This window comes from Campylobacter sp. RM10537 (assembly GCF_022369435.1).
Taxonomy (GTDB): domain Bacteria; phylum Campylobacterota; class Campylobacteria; order Campylobacterales; family Campylobacteraceae; genus Campylobacter_D; species Campylobacter_D molothri.
Window position 1 is genome coordinate 262,810 of record NZ_CP059597.1, and the last position, 13,756, is coordinate 276,565.

Below are 13,756 nucleotides of genomic sequence, written 5' to 3' on the forward strand. Positions count from 1 at the left end.
GATAATTATTTCTTTAATTTGATGCTATTTATAAAGCTTACAATGGTATTATTTTGTTAAAATAAGCACTAGGGTAAATTAAAAATATATATCGATAAACAAATTGAAATATTTATTTTAATGGAGTTAAAGATGAGATTAAAAGAAATAGCAGAATTTTTAAGCTTGGAATATTATGATGAAGATATTGAAATTACTGCTTTAAATTCTTTATTAAGAGCAAATTTTACAGAACTAACGTATTGCGATGGGGAAAAAAATGCTAAAGATATTCCTAATACTGGAGCTGCTGCAATATTAGTAAGCAAAGAACATGAAAATTTGGTTCCTAAGGATACAAAAGTATTAATCACTCAAAATCCACATTTGAGTTTTGCTTTTTTAAGTAAACTTTTTGCAAAACCTTTGTTTGAGCAAGTTAAAGAAAAAAAACAAAATATTGCCAAGAGTGTTAAAATTATGCCGAATGTTTATATAGGCAACAATGTTAATATTGGGGAAAATGTAGTTATTATGGCTGGTGCTTATATCGGCGATAATGTCAGTATAGGGGATGAAAGTATAATTCATCCTAATGTAGTGATTTATAATGATACTAAAATTGGAAAAAAATGCCATCTTTTAGCAAATTGTGTTATAGGAAGTGATGGTTTTGGTTATGCACATAATAAAAATGGAGAACATTATAAAATTTATCACAATGGTAATGTTATTTTGGAAGATTTTGTAGAAATTGGAGCTTGCACAACAATTGATAGAGCTGTTTTTGATAGTACGATTATTAAAGCAGGAACTAAAGTAGATAATCTCGTTCAAATAGGACATAATTGCGATATAGGACAAAATTGTATTATTGTGGCTCAAACTGGAATTTCGGGTTCAAGCCAATTAGGAAGAAATGTTGTTATGGGTGGTCAAAGTGCTACAAGTGGCCATTTAAAAATAGGAGATTTTAGCACAATAGCAGCACGAGGTGGAGTAAGCAAAAATCTTGAAGGGGGTAGAGTTTATGGAGGTTTTCCTATTATGCTTCAAAAAGATTGGCTTAAGCTCCAAGCTAAGATAGCTATAAAATTTAAAGAATAATTATAAAATAAGCATAGCATCGCCATAAGAGTAAAATCTATATTTTTCTTTTATGGCCAACTCATAAAGTTTTAAACATTGTTCCCTACCTATAAAAGATGAGACTAACATAATAAGAGTCGATTTAGGTAAATGAAAATTAGTTAAAAGATAATTTTGTCTTATAGGTGGATTATTAGGATGTAAAAATAGATCACAAAATCCATTTTCTTTATGTGTTCTTGCATAATATTCTATACTTCTTGTTACAGTGGTTCCAATACCTAAAATAGGCTTTTTTGAATTAATAATCTCACAAGCTTTTTTTGGGATATTGAAAAATTCACTATGCATTTTATGTTCTTGTATATTTTCACATTCCACATTTTTAAAAGTACCTGCACCTACATGTAAAGTTAGATGATAAATTTCATGTTTTTTCTTTAAATCGCAAATCATATCTTCGCTAAAATGTAAACTTGCTGTAGGAGCAGCCACTGCGCCTAAATTTTTAGCAAATATACTTTGATAATCTTTAATATCATCAGTGTTATCTGCTCTTTTGATATAAGGAGGTAAGGGAATATGTCCTATTTTATCAAGAAGTTCATAAAGTTCATTTGTGTTTAATATTTTATCATTTTGATAAAAACAAACTTGACGCATTCCATCTTCTAAAATTTGAATAACTTCTGCTATTAAGTTTTTTTCAAAATGTAAAATTTCATTAATTTTTACGCGCCCTTTAATTTGAACTATAAAACTTGGTTTTTTTGAATTTAGCAAGGGTTGGTGTAAAAAAAGTTCTATTTTTCCTCCACTTAATTTTTTTCCATAAATTCTTGCTTTAATAACTTTTGTGTCGTTAAAAAAAATAGCACAATCTGGTAAAATTTCTTTTAAATTAGCAAAGTTGGTATGAAAAATCTTTTGATTTTTTCTTTCATAAACTAAAAGTTTAGCATTTTCTTTAGGGATTATCGGATAATTTGCTATAAGCTCTTGAGGTAAATGATAATCATAAGATGAGAGAATCAAATCTTGCTTGATCACTCTGTTTCTTCTTTAGAGGCTGGATTGATTTTTTGAACAATTAAAATAGAGAGTCCATAAAGTCCGCAAAGAGGTCCGGCCATTAAAAATTGAGATAAAAAATCAGGTGGTGTCATAAAGGCAGAAAAAATAAAAATAACCAAAACAGCAATGCGAAAATGACGTTTTAAAAAAGAATCATCAATTAAACCTATTTTTGCAAAGAAAAATGCAATAACAGGCATTTCAAAAGCTAAGCCAAAGGCTATAATAACTTTAATAAAAAAATCAACATAAGTTCCTAAAGTAATAACAGGATTAAAACCTTCATTAACGCTAAAATTGATTAAAAATTTAAAGGCTAAGGGTACGACAACAAAATAACAAAAACAAGCTCCTAAAGCAAACATAATGCTTGCAAAACTTACAAAAGGAATTACAAGACGCTTTTCATTATCATAAAGTCCAGGTGAAACAAATTTCCAAAACTGCCAAAAAATAATAGGGATGCCAAAAACAAAAGCTGCAAAAAAACTTACTTTAATAGTAGTAAATAATCCCTCTTGCATTTCAATAACATTAATGTGTTTTGAAAATTCAGGTAAAACTTCTACAAGAGGAGCTTTTAAAACTTCTAAAATATAATTACGAAAGCTAAAGCATATTAAAAACAATACAATAATAGCAACAACACTGATAAAAAGACGTTTTCTAAGTTCAATTAAATGAGGTCGTAATTCTTCAAACATCTTATTTTTCCATTTTTTCTTCTAGTGAAGTAAGTTTGGGCTTTTCATCAGAGTTTAAATTTTGTCCACTAAGATTTTGTGATATATTATTTTTACTACTATCAAAAGTTAAATCCACTTTGGTTTTTTCTAAAATGTCTTTTTTAAGATCATCAAATTCTTCAAAGCTAAGTTTTTTTCTTATGTTTTGATTGCTTGAAGAAAATTCATCTTTATATTTTTTGGCTTCTTCTTTGAGTTCATTAATGCGAATTTCTTTTTCTATGCTTGATTTTGCATCATCAATATTTTTCTTTAAAGCCTTTAAAATTTTAGCTACTTGCACAATGGCTTCTGGAAGCTTATCAGGCCCTAAAACTAAAATTGCTACCACTAAAATAATTATAATCTCACCAAAACTCATCTATGACTTCTTTAATTTTTTAAGGAATAAAGGATAATTTTACATTAATTTTAATTACTTTAAAATTAATTGTATTGAAATATTGCTTAGAAATTAAAATAAGACTTAAGTATTGTAGGTTATTTTTAAATTTCTAAAATTTAAATAGAATTTTTTAGAATATATCAATTTAATTTTTACAAGCGAAGGATAAAATTACAAAAAACATTATTTAAAAATATAAAGCAAGTTCGTCACTAATTAAAAAATTAGGATTGTAATAAATTCCTTGTTTAAAATTTAATTTTTTTTCTTTTGCGAGTAAATTAGCTTTTTCTCTTTGTTTAAAATTTAATTTTTTTTCTTGGATACCTATTATGCTTCTAAGTCCTAAAAATAGATGCTCTAAATTTAAATCTTGCGGATTTAGTTTTTCTATATTTCTAAAAGTAGGATTTTCTATATAAGATTTTAAATTTTTAGCTGTATAAAAACGTTGATTCTTATGAAATCCTACTGCACTTAAACCACACCCTATATAATCTTTGCCTTTCCAATATCCCAAATTGTGTTTACATATTGAATTTTTATTTTTAGAAAAATTGCTGATTTCATATTGAAAAAAGCCAAGTTTTATTATCTCCTGAATAAAAAATTTCATTAGATTGGGAGCATTTTTTTTAAAATTTTCTTTTTTAGCAAAAGCAGTTTTTGGCTCTATAGTTAGATTATATGCACTTAAATGAGTAATTAGGGGTTTGATTTTTTCTAAATTTGAAAGTTCAAATTCGAGCATTTTTTTATTATCCATTTTAGTGTCATAGATTAGATCTAAATTAATATTAGAAAATCCTGCTTTATGTGAGTTTTCTAAAGCTTTAAAAATCATATCTTGACTATGAATTCTTCCAAGAAATTTTAATTTTTCAGAGTGAAAACTTTGTGCTCCAAAAGATATGCGATTAACTCCTATGTTTTTCATAGCTTTAAGCCAATTTAATGATGCTGAGTTAGGATTAGCTTCACATGAAATTTCAGCATTTTTGGCTAGATAAGGATATAAAATTTTAAAGATATGTTCGTAGCTACTTGCCTGAATGCAACTTGGTGTCCCACCACCTATAAAGAGCGTTTTTATTTGATTGTAATGGATTTTAAATTTTTTAAGATGAAAATTTATGTCATGACCTAGGGCCTTAAAATAAGATTTTTCATAATTTTCTTTTTTTAAGCTTGTAAAAGCACAATAATGACATTTGCTTTCGCAAAAAGGAATATGAATATAAAAATGCATAAATAATCCAAGCAATAATTTTAATTAAATTTTACTAATTTTAATCAAATTTTGATTTGATTTAAGTTAAAATAATTACTTAAGATGGTTAAGGAAGAAAAAAGTGGAAAAAGAAAAAAAATATAGACCAAATGTTGCGGCTATTGTTTTGTCAAGTCACTATCCTTTGGAATGTAAAATTTTTATAGCAAAAAGAAGCGATATGGATAATGTTTGGCAATTTCCACAGGGTGGTATTGATGAAGGTGAAAAAACTAAAAATGCTTTATTAAGGGAGCTTAAAGAGGAAATCGGCACTGATGAGGTTGAAATCATTGCTGAATATCCAGAATGGTTAAGCTATGATTTTCCTGAAAGAGTTGCTCAAAAAATGTATCCTTATGATGGACAAATTCAAAAATATTTTTTAGTACGTCTAAAGGATAATTCTAAAATCAATATACAAACAAAACATCCCGAATTTAGCGCTTATCAATTTGTTGAGGTGAAACAAGTTTTTGAAATGATCCATCATTTTAAAAAAAATATTTATATTAAGGTGTTGAAGTATTTTGAAGAGAAAGGTTATATCTGATGCTTATAGTTCAAAAATATGGTGGAACGAGTGTTGGTAGCTTAGAACGCATTGATGCGGTTGCAAATCGTGTTATAGAGAGTGTAAAACAAGGACATCAATTAGTCGTTGTAGTTTCTGCTATGAGTGGAGTTACTAATACTCTCATAGAACAAGCACAATATTTTAGCTCAAATCCTAATGGTAAAGATATGGATATGCTCTTAAGTAGTGGAGAGCGTGTTACAAGCGCTTTGCTTTCTATTGCCTTAAATGAAAAAGGATTTAATGCTATTTCATTTTCTGGAAGAAAAGCAGGTATTATTACAGATAGTGTTTTTACTAAAGCTAGAATTTCTTATATTGATTCCGATGCTATAAAAAAAGCTTTAAATGAAGGAAAAATAGTTGTTATTGCTGGATTTCAAGGTGTTGATAAAGAGGGTAATGTAACTACTTTAGGGCGCGGTGGGAGTGATTTGAGTGCTGTTGCTATAGCTGGAGCTTTAAATGCTGATTTGTGTGAAATTTATACTGATGTTGATGGAGTATACACAACCGATCCGCGTATAGAACCTAAAGCTAAAAAGCTTGATAAAATTTCTTATGAAGAAATGCTCGAGCTTGCAAGTTTAGGTGCTAAAGTTTTGCAAAATCGTTCGGTTGAGCTTGCTAAAAAGTTAAATGTAAATTTAGTTACTAGAAGTAGTTTTAATAATAATCAAGGAACAAATATAACAAAAGAGGATGGAATGGAACAAGCTTTAGTTAGTGGTATTGCTTTAGATAAAAATCAAGCAAGAGTAACTTTAAGAAATGTAGAAGATAAACCAGGAATTGCAGCTGAAATTTTTTCTATTTTAGCGGATGAAAATATTAATGTAGATATGATTATTCAAAATGTCGGAGTGGATGGAGCAACCAATTTAGGTTTTACTGTACCTCAAAACGAATTAGAATTAGCTAAAAATGCTATAAAGAAAATTTTACACTCAGATACTATAGTAGAAAGCGATAGTGCTGTAGTAAAAGTATCTATAGTTGGTGTTGGAATGAAATCTCACTCTGGGGTAGCAAGTAAAGCTTTTAAGGCTTTAGCAGATGAAAATATCAATATAGGTATGATTTCTACTAGTGAAATTAAAATTTCCATGATAGTGCATGAAAAATATGGAGAACTTGCTGTAAGGGCGCTGCATGAATGTTATGAGCTTGATAAATGAGTGATTTTTTAAGCTTTACACTTGAAAATATACGCAGTGGCGGAACTTTTATGGCGTGGATGGAATCTCGTCGTTTAGAGTGGGCACCTTTAATGCAGGTCAAGCTTAAATATTTACTTGAAGGACGTACGTTTGTATTAATGTGTGATGAGCAAAGATCTTGGTATGAAGAATATTTTTTAAAAAATATTAATACAAAAACAAATCGTCCTATGTTGCCTTTTGTATCTTTAAATTCTTTATGCAAAAAAAAGATACAAAAAGCTGAAGAAATTGCTTTACTTAATGATTTACTTGATATTACTTTTCCTAATGGTTATGTATATTTTTATATAGGATCTACTATGGATGAAAAATCCTTGATAGCTAAATCTAAAAATGATAGTTTATTATGGCTTTTTGATGAGCAATTGCAAAATAGCTTTTTTCTTAATTCTAAAGACAAAGATCTTGATATTAAACTTATTAGCCTTTATAAGCTTTTAGATTTAAGTTTAGATGCAATTTTATTTTCTAAGGTTGGTTTGGGATAATTTGTGTTTACAAGTAAGATTTTAATCAGTGAAGATTTTGAGCGTATTAAAGAGGAAATGATTGAAAAATACGGATATAAGCATTTAAGATTTATTCCTAAAATTCCAGCAAGCGATTTTTTACTTGATGATGCAAGATTGGTTGAAAAAGAAAGTTATATAGCAGAAGTTGATGAAAAAATTATTATTTTAATGGCACACAATTTTAGAATAGAAGCGCAAAATTTTTTATTAAAGCTTCTTGAGGAACCTCCTAAAAATATTAAATTCCTTATAGTTGTACCTTCTAAAAATTTACTTTTACCTACGATTAAATCGCGTCTTATATGTGAAAAGCGTAATACAAAAAAAACAAAAAACCATTTAAATTTAGATTTGAATAAAATGGATTTGAAAATATTGTTTGAATTTTTACAAGAAAATGAAAATCTAGATAAAAATGAACTCATGGAAAAAATTATTCTTTTAACTGAGCAAATGGTTAAAATAAAAGATTTTAATGAGAAAGAACTTGAATTTTTTTATGAAAGTTATGAGTTGGCAAAGCTTAATTCTAAAAGTTCTTTAATCTTGGCTACGCTTTTGCTTAATTTTTATACAAAGAAATAAAATGAAATTTTATAAAATCAACCCTGATACTGATTTTAATATAATTTGTTCTTTTATAAACCCTCATCAATTCGGGCGAAAAATTATGAGTCAAAAGACGCAAATTCATTTTGTCTTGATTAAAAATTTAAGTATAGCAGCTGCAAATATTTTAAAGCAAGATGCTTTGAGGGTTGGGGCTGAATTAGTAACTCACAAGGAAGTTATTACAGCCAAAATAACTCATTCTAATGCTCTTTTAATGGCAACAAAAGAACAAATTCAAAAATTAATATCAAAGGAAAAACTTCAAGATTTTGGGCTTAAAAAATTAGCTCTCTTTTTAGAAAAAGACTTTTTTAAACCTGAAAAAGTTGAGCTCATGGTAGTTATGAATATTAATGAAGATAGTTTTTATGCTAATAGTCGTGCCAGTAAAGATAATTTTGAAAAAAAATTAAATGAAATTTTAGCTTTAAATCCTGATTATATAGACATTGGTGCGGTAAGCTCAAGACCTGGGAGTCATTATTGTGGAAGAGAGGAAGAATTTAAAAGGCTTAAAAACATCCTTGATTTAATTTATTCAAAAAAATATTATGAAAAAAGTATTTTTAGCTTAGATAGTTTTGATGAGTTTTGTTTGAAATATGCTTTAGATAGAGGTTTTAAGCTGATTAATGATATTACTGGTTTAAAAAATGAAAATTTAGCTAGGCTTGCAAGTGAATATAAAACGAAGTATTGTTTAATGCATATACAAAAGGAACCAAGTATTATGCAAAATAATCCTTATTATGAAGATGTGCTTGATGAAATTAGTTTATTTTTTAAAGAAAAACTTGAAATTTTAGATAAATATGGAGTAAAAGAAAGTATTTTAGATGTTGGAATTGGTTTTGGAAAAAGTGCAGAACATAATATGATTTTAATCAAACATTTAGAACATTTTTTGCAATTTAAAAAGCCCTTACTTATAGGCGCAAGTCGAAAAAGCGTGATAAATGCTTATTTTCCGAGTGAAATTAAAGATCGTTTAGCAGGAACTTTGTATTTGCATTTAAAAGCTTTTGAAAATGGGGCAAGTATTATAAGAGTACATGATTTGTATGAACATCAACAACTTTTTGCTTTAGCAAGTGCTATGAAAAATATAGGAGTATAGGATGACTAAAGAAGATTATTTAAGAAAAGTAGCTTTAGCCAATGAATGGATGAAGGCTTATTATGAAAAAGATGAGCCTTTGGCAAGCGATGAGGAATATGATGCTTTAATTAGAGAATTAAAAACTTTTGAAAGTCAAAATGAAAATGATATTTCACCTAACTCACCAACACAAAAAATAGCTCCTACTATACAGAGTGAATTTAAAAAAATCACTCATCTAAGTCGTATGTGGTCCATGGAAGATGTTTTTAATGAAGAAGAATTAAGAGCTTGGGCAAAGCGTGCAAAATGTGAAAATAATTTTTTTATAGAGCCAAAATTTGATGGAGCGAGCTTAAATTTACTTTATGAAAATGGTAAATTAATTAGCGGTGCTACAAGAGGAGATGGAGAGCTAGGGGAAGATATTACATTAAATGTTTTTGAGATTGATAATATTCCTAAAACAATTTCTTATAAAGAAAAAATCGAGATTCGCGGTGAAGTTGTGATTTTAAAAGATGATTTTGAAAAAATCAACGAAAAAAGAGCCCAATTAAACCAAAGTTTATTTGCAAATCCAAGAAATGCAGCAAGTGGAAGTTTAAGACAACTTGATACGAGAATTACTAAAGAAAGAAATTTAAAATTTTATCCTTGGGGGGTTGGTGAAAATTCTTTAAATTTTAAAAAACATAGCGAAATTATGAATTTTATCAGAGAACTAGGTTTTTTAAAAGATGATTTTGTTAGGCTTTGTAAAGATTTGGATGAGGTTTTGTTTTCCTATAAAGAACTTTTATCTTTAAGAGATCAAAAACCTATGATGATGGATGGTATGGTAGTTAGAGTTGATGATTTGATACTTTGTAAAGAGCTTGGTTATACGGTTAAATTTCCAAAATTTATGGCAGCTTTTAAATTTCCAGCTCTTGAAAAAACGACACGTTTAATCGGGATTAATTTACAAGTAGGAAGAAGCGGCGTGATCACTCCTGTTGCTGTTTTAGAGCCTGTAAATTTAGATGGGGTTGTGGTAAAATCTGCCACTTTACATAATTTTGATGAAATTGAAAGATTGGATGTAAAAATCAATGATTTTGTTAGTGTTATAAGAAGTGGAGATGTTATACCTAAAATCACTAAGGTTTTCAAAGAAAGACGAGATGGTCTGGAGCTTAATGTTTCACGTCCTAAGTTTTGCCCTACTTGTCAAAGTGAGCTTTTGGATGAAGGAACACTTATAAAGTGTCAAAATATAGATTGTACCGATAGACTTTTAAATTCAATCATACATTTTGTTTCTAAAAAGTGCTTAAATATAGATGGGCTTGGTGAAAATATAATCGAACTTTTGTATAAAAATAAAAAAATTAAAACCATTGAGAGTATTTTTTCTTTGAAATATAAAGATTTTGAAGATTTAGAAGGTTTTAAACAGAAAAAAATTAATAATATTTTAAATGCTATAGACAATGCAAGAGAGTGTGAATTATTTCGTTTCATCACAGCTTTGGGAATTGAACATATAGGAGAAGTGGCGGCTAAAAAATTAAGTTCAAATTTCGGTTTAGATTGGTATAAGCAAAATTTTGAATCTTATTTAAATTTAGAGGGTTTTGGAGAGCAAATGGCGACTAGTTTATGTGAATTTACTCGTGTTAATCAAACTAGAATTTGCGAGTTTTATCACATTTTAAAATTAAAAGTAGAGCAATTAGAGATTAAAGATGACAGTATTATTTTAGGAAAAACTTTTGTAATAACTGGAACGCTTTCTAAATCAAGAGATCATTTTAAAAATTTAATAGAAAAATTAGGTGGAAAGGTTAGTAGCTCTGTATCTAAAAAAACAGATTTTGTGCTTTTTGGAGAAGAGGCTGGTTCTAAATTACATAAAGCAAAAGAGCTTGGCATCAAGTGTATCAATGAAAGTGATTTTCAAGAATTAATAAAATGATTAGTTTATTAGCTTTATTTGCTTTTATTTTAACATGGCAATTTTTTGATTATGCTTTTGTTTTTTTAATTTTTATTTTTTATGCCTTTTTTAAGGAATTTTTTAGTTTTTTGAATTTTAGAAAAAGTATTATAAAAGAGGCGGTGTTAGTTAAAAATAGTTTAGCGTATAAAATCACTTCTGGGAATTTATATATTTATATTGCAAGTTTTTTTGTAGCTTTATTTGCTATTTTTTCTTTATCTTTAATTTTATTAACATCTCAAAAACAAGATTATATTTTTTTATTTATTATTTTACCTTTACTATTGGTTTTTTTCAAAAAAAAACTTTATTTTCAATTGGTTGATAATGCTTATACTGATTTTATTATTATCCTGATATCAAGTTTTTTTACAGCGCTTTTTTATAGTATTTTTGGTCTTTTTTTTATCACTAAGGCAATATTTACTTTACATGATTTTTATCAAAATATAATTTATTACAAAAATTCAAATTTTTTAATCTTTGATTTAATTTCTCAGTTTTTAGCTATTGTCAATGTTTTAAAAGAATATTTTTTATCTTATTTTGGAATTTTTTGGTTTAGAATTTTTAATTTTATTTTTGATTTTTTTAATTTTTTTATATTTTGTTTTTTTATTTCCTATCTTTATAATTTTGCTTTTAAAAGAAATAAAATTTATATATTTATATGTTCTTTTGTAATTTTAATAGCCTTATTTTTTTCCAAAGAAAGTAAAAATCAAAACATAAAATCTTATCATAAAGAAATTTTAACAATGATAGATAATTTTTCTTTATTAAAGGAGCAAAATCTAAGTGCTTTAAAAGAAGATAAAATTAAATGGGATAATAATTTAAAACAAATAAGAGAAATTTTAAATAAAAATACTTTTGAAATTGGTATATGGTGGTTTTCTAAAGAAAAAGAAGATTTGCAAAAATCTCTTAATGAGAGTTTAAAATGAGATATGATATTTTTATAGCAAAGCGATTAAATATCAGTAGAAATAAAGCTTTAGAGCTTATAGAAAATGAAGAAATTTTACTCAATTTAAAAAGATTTAAACCTTCTTTTGATATTAAAAATTTACTTAATCAAGAATTATCTCAAGAAGAGATTTTATCTTCCAAAGAATTAGTTTTAGAACTTTTAAGTAAAACTTATGTTTCAAGAGCTGCTTTTAAGTTAAAAAGTTTTTTAGAAGATAAAGATATAAATATATCAAATAAAATTTGTTTAGATGTGGGTTCTAGTACAGGTGGGTTTGTGCAAATTTTACTTGAAAAACAAGCTTTAAGAATTGTTGCTTTGGATGTAGGAGATAATCAACTTCATCCTAGTTTGCGAGATAATACCAAAATTAAAATCGTTGAAAATACAGATTTAAGGGTATTTAAAAGTGAGGAAAAATTTGAAATTATTACTTGTGATGTGAGTTTTATTTCTTTGCATCATCTAATATTTTATATTGATGAGTTGGCTTTAAAAGACATAATCTTACTTTTTAAGCCTCAATTTGAAGTTGGAAAAAATGCAAAAAGAAGTAAAAAAGGCGTTGTTAAAGATGAAAAAGAAATTCAAAAAGCAAAAAAAGAATTTGAAAAAGCCTGTATCCGTTTAGGATGGGTTTTAAAAACTTGCGAAGAGTCTAAGATAAAAGGAAAGGAGGGCAATATTGAATATTTTTACCACTACAGCAAAAAATAAGATAAAATCTTTAGCTATTGGTTCTTTTGATGGTCTGCATTTAGGACATCAAAAGCTTATAGATTTGTTGGATGAATTTGGTGCGATGTTAATCATAGATAAATTTCTAGGTAGAAAGCTTTGCACCCATAAAGAAAAGCAAATTTTATCAAAAAAGCAAATTATAAATCTTGATTTTGAAAGTATTAAAAATTTAGATGGTAAAGAATTTTTATATTTTTTAAAAAAAGAATTTGTTTCTTTAGAATGCATTATTGTTGGTTATGATTTTTGTTTTGGTAAAAATAAAGCTTATAAAGCCAAAGATATAGAAAAATTAAGCGGAATAAAAACAATCATAGTGGATGAATTTTGTATTGATGGATTAAGTGTGCATACAAGTTTAATTAAAGAATTTCTAGCTAAAGGTAAAATTGAAAAAGCAAATCTTCTTTTAGGAAGAAATTATTCTATAAAAGGCAAACATGTTAAAGGACAGGGGCTTGGTTCAAAAGAACTTTATGCAACTTTAAATTTAAAATGTGATAATTATGTTTTACCTAAAGAGGGTGTTTATGCTACCTTAACTCAAATAAAAGATAAAATTTATAAAAGCGTGAGTTTTTTAGGATTACGCTCTAGTGATGGAAAATTTGCTATAGAAAGTCATATTTTAGAAGAATTTAATCAAAAAGTTGCTTTGGGGGAAATAATAGAAATTCAATTTATATTTTTTTTAAGGGAAAATTGTAAATTTCAAGATTTAATACAATTAAAAAAACAAATTTCCAAAGATATACAAATGGCTAAAAATTATTTGAAGGATTCTAAATGAAAGATGAAATTTTTAAAAAAAATCAAAAAAAACAGTTTGAATTTGATAAAAATGTGGCTAGTGTTTTTGATGATATGATTAGTCGTTCTGTGCCATTTTATAAAGAAAATTTAGAACTTTGCGCCAAATTAATTGCAAAGATCGCGAACTATGGTGTTAAAGTTTGCGATCTAGGTTGCTCTAGTGCTAATTTTTTAATTTTTTTAGCTAGTTTAAGGAAAGATTTTCGCTTTTTTGGAATAGATAATTCTCTACCTATGCTTGAAATAGCAAAATCAAAAGCAAGTGCATATGGCTTAAATATAGAATTTATTGAAGGTAATTTGTGCGAATTTAACTTTTTTAATAGTGATATTTTTATTTCAAATTATACTTTACAATTTATAAGGCCTCCAAAAAGACAAGAGCTCGTAAATCAAATTTATAAAAATTTAAATAAAAATGGTATTTTTTTAATGAGTGAAAAAATACTTTTTGAAGATGCATTTTTATCTAAAAATATGATTGAAATTTACGCTGATTATAAACAGAGTCAAGGATATTCCAAATTTGAGATTGCTGCAAAAAGGGAAGCTTTAGAAAATATTTTAATTCCTTATAGTGAGAAGGAAAATATTTCTATGCTTGAAAACGCAGGATTTAAAAAAATAGAAAGTATCTTTAAATGGGCAAATTTTGAAAGTTTTATAGCTTTTAAATAGA

At 27.1% G+C, this 13,756-nt stretch carries 15 protein-coding genes; 11 read left to right on the forward strand and 4 right to left on the reverse strand.

Annotated elements, in window-relative coordinates; translation table 11 throughout:
- Window positions 1-132: 132 nt before the first annotated feature.
- Window positions 133-1,086 (forward strand): UDP-3-O-(3-hydroxymyristoyl)glucosamine N-acyltransferase, encoded by a 954-nt coding sequence (lpxD, locus tag CMOL_RS01375; RefSeq protein ID WP_200280085.1) that lies wholly within the window; start codon window positions 133-135, stop codon window positions 1,084-1,086.
- Here lpxD and queA read toward each other — a convergent pair whose 3' ends face one another.
- From queA to hemW, 4 genes are all read right to left on the reverse strand, one after another.
- On the reverse strand, window positions 1,087-2,115 hold the full coding sequence (gene queA, locus CMOL_RS01380; RefSeq protein ID WP_200280295.1) for a tRNA preQ1(34) S-adenosylmethionine ribosyltransferase-isomerase QueA: 1,029 nt from the start codon (window positions 2,113-2,115) through the stop codon (window positions 1,087-1,089).
- Window positions 2,115-2,846: a twin-arginine translocase subunit TatC gene (tatC, locus tag CMOL_RS01385; protein WP_200280088.1), complete on the reverse strand. Its 732-nt coding sequence runs from the start codon at window positions 2,844-2,846 to the stop codon at window positions 2,115-2,117. Before tatC ends, queA begins: the two co-directional genes overlap by 1 nt.
- Window position 2,847: 1 nt before the next feature.
- A complete protein-coding gene (gene tatB, locus CMOL_RS01390; RefSeq protein ID WP_239820441.1) occupies window positions 2,848-3,249 on the reverse strand; it encodes a Sec-independent protein translocase protein TatB in 402 nt (133 codons plus the stop codon).
- A gap of 211 nt (window positions 3,250-3,460) precedes the next feature.
- A complete protein-coding gene (gene hemW, locus CMOL_RS01395) occupies window positions 3,461-4,522 on the reverse strand; it encodes a radical SAM family heme chaperone HemW (RefSeq protein ID WP_239820442.1) in 1,062 nt (353 codons plus the stop codon).
- Between the two features lie 103 nt (window positions 4,523-4,625).
- Here hemW and CMOL_RS01400 point away from each other — a divergent pair, with 103 nt between their 5' ends.
- The 10 genes from CMOL_RS01400 to cmoA are packed head-to-tail and all read left to right on the forward strand — an operon-like array spanning window position 4,626 to window position 13,755.
- Window positions 4,626-5,096, forward strand: coding sequence for an RNA pyrophosphohydrolase (locus CMOL_RS01400; RefSeq protein ID WP_200280096.1), 471 nt, complete (start codon window positions 4,626-4,628; stop codon window positions 5,094-5,096).
- Window positions 5,096-6,298, forward strand: a complete 1,203-nt coding sequence (locus CMOL_RS01405) for an aspartate kinase (protein WP_200280099.1) — start codon at window positions 5,096-5,098, stop codon at window positions 6,296-6,298. Before CMOL_RS01400 ends, CMOL_RS01405 begins: the two co-directional genes overlap by 1 nt.
- Complete coding sequence (locus CMOL_RS01410; RefSeq protein ID WP_239820443.1) at window positions 6,295-6,831, forward strand: HobA family DNA replication regulator; 537 nt, start codon at window positions 6,295-6,297, stop codon at window positions 6,829-6,831. Before CMOL_RS01405 ends, CMOL_RS01410 begins: the two co-directional genes overlap by 4 nt.
- Window positions 6,832-6,834: 3 nt before the next feature.
- Window positions 6,835-7,440 carry a DNA polymerase III subunit delta' gene (locus tag CMOL_RS01415; RefSeq protein ID WP_239820444.1) on the forward strand — a complete coding sequence of 202 codons (606 nt, stop codon included), beginning with the start codon at window positions 6,835-6,837 and terminating at the stop codon, window positions 7,438-7,440.
- 1 nt (window position 7,441) lies between these two features.
- Window positions 7,442-8,584 carry a dihydropteroate synthase gene (gene folP / locus CMOL_RS01420; protein ID WP_200280108.1) on the forward strand — a complete coding sequence of 381 codons (1,143 nt, stop codon included), beginning with the start codon at window positions 7,442-7,444 and terminating at the stop codon, window positions 8,582-8,584.
- Between the two features lies 1 nt (window position 8,585).
- Complete coding sequence (gene ligA, locus CMOL_RS01425) at window positions 8,586-10,526, forward strand: NAD-dependent DNA ligase LigA (RefSeq protein ID WP_200280112.1); 1,941 nt, start codon at window positions 8,586-8,588, stop codon at window positions 10,524-10,526.
- Window positions 10,523-11,497, forward strand: coding sequence for a hypothetical protein (locus tag CMOL_RS01430; RefSeq protein ID WP_239820445.1), 975 nt, complete (start codon window positions 10,523-10,525; stop codon window positions 11,495-11,497). Before ligA ends, CMOL_RS01430 begins: the two co-directional genes overlap by 4 nt.
- Entirely contained in the window at window positions 11,494-12,240 is a 747-nt protein-coding gene (tlyA, locus tag CMOL_RS01435) for a 23S rRNA (cytidine-2'-O)-methyltransferase TlyA (RefSeq protein WP_200280118.1), read from the forward strand. The genes CMOL_RS01430 and tlyA overlap by 4 nt, the downstream gene beginning before the upstream one ends.
- Window positions 12,209-13,054 carry a bifunctional riboflavin kinase/FAD synthetase gene (locus tag CMOL_RS01440; RefSeq protein WP_239820446.1) on the forward strand — a complete coding sequence of 282 codons (846 nt, stop codon included), beginning with the start codon at window positions 12,209-12,211 and terminating at the stop codon, window positions 13,052-13,054. Before tlyA ends, CMOL_RS01440 begins: the two co-directional genes overlap by 32 nt.
- Window positions 13,051-13,755: a carboxy-S-adenosyl-L-methionine synthase CmoA gene (gene cmoA, locus CMOL_RS01445; RefSeq protein ID WP_200280124.1), complete on the forward strand. Its 705-nt coding sequence runs from the start codon at window positions 13,051-13,053 to the stop codon at window positions 13,753-13,755. Before CMOL_RS01440 ends, cmoA begins: the two co-directional genes overlap by 4 nt.
- Window position 13,756: the final 1 nt, after the last annotated feature.

Bases quoted from the DNA above. Each gene is read 5' to 3' on its own strand.
- lpxD (WP_200280085.1), top strand. From the start codon at position 133: ATGAGATTAAAAGAAATAGCAGAATTTTTAAGCTTGGAATATTATGAT.
- tatC (WP_200280088.1), bottom strand. From the start codon at position 2,846: ATGTTTGAAGAATTACGACCTCATTTAATTGAACTTAGAAAACGTCTT.
- tatB (WP_239820441.1), bottom strand. From the start codon at position 3,249: ATGAGTTTTGGTGAGATTATAATTATTTTAGTGGTAGCAATTTTAGTT.
- hemW (WP_239820442.1), bottom strand. From the start codon at position 4,522: ATGCATTTTTATATTCATATTCCTTTTTGCGAAAGCAAATGTCATTAT.
- CMOL_RS01405 (WP_200280099.1), top strand. From the start codon at position 5,096: ATGCTTATAGTTCAAAAATATGGTGGAACGAGTGTTGGTAGCTTAGAA.
- CMOL_RS01410 (WP_239820443.1), top strand. From the start codon at position 6,295: ATGAGTGATTTTTTAAGCTTTACACTTGAAAATATACGCAGTGGCGGA.
- folP (WP_200280108.1), top strand. From the start codon at position 7,442: ATGAAATTTTATAAAATCAACCCTGATACTGATTTTAATATAATTTGT.
- ligA (WP_200280112.1), top strand. From the start codon at position 8,586: ATGACTAAAGAAGATTATTTAAGAAAAGTAGCTTTAGCCAATGAATGG.
- CMOL_RS01430 (WP_239820445.1), top strand. From the start codon at position 10,523: ATGATTAGTTTATTAGCTTTATTTGCTTTTATTTTAACATGGCAATTT.
- tlyA (WP_200280118.1), top strand. From the start codon at position 11,494: ATGAGATATGATATTTTTATAGCAAAGCGATTAAATATCAGTAGAAAT.
- cmoA (WP_200280124.1), top strand. From the start codon at position 13,051: ATGAAAGATGAAATTTTTAAAAAAAATCAAAAAAAACAGTTTGAATTT.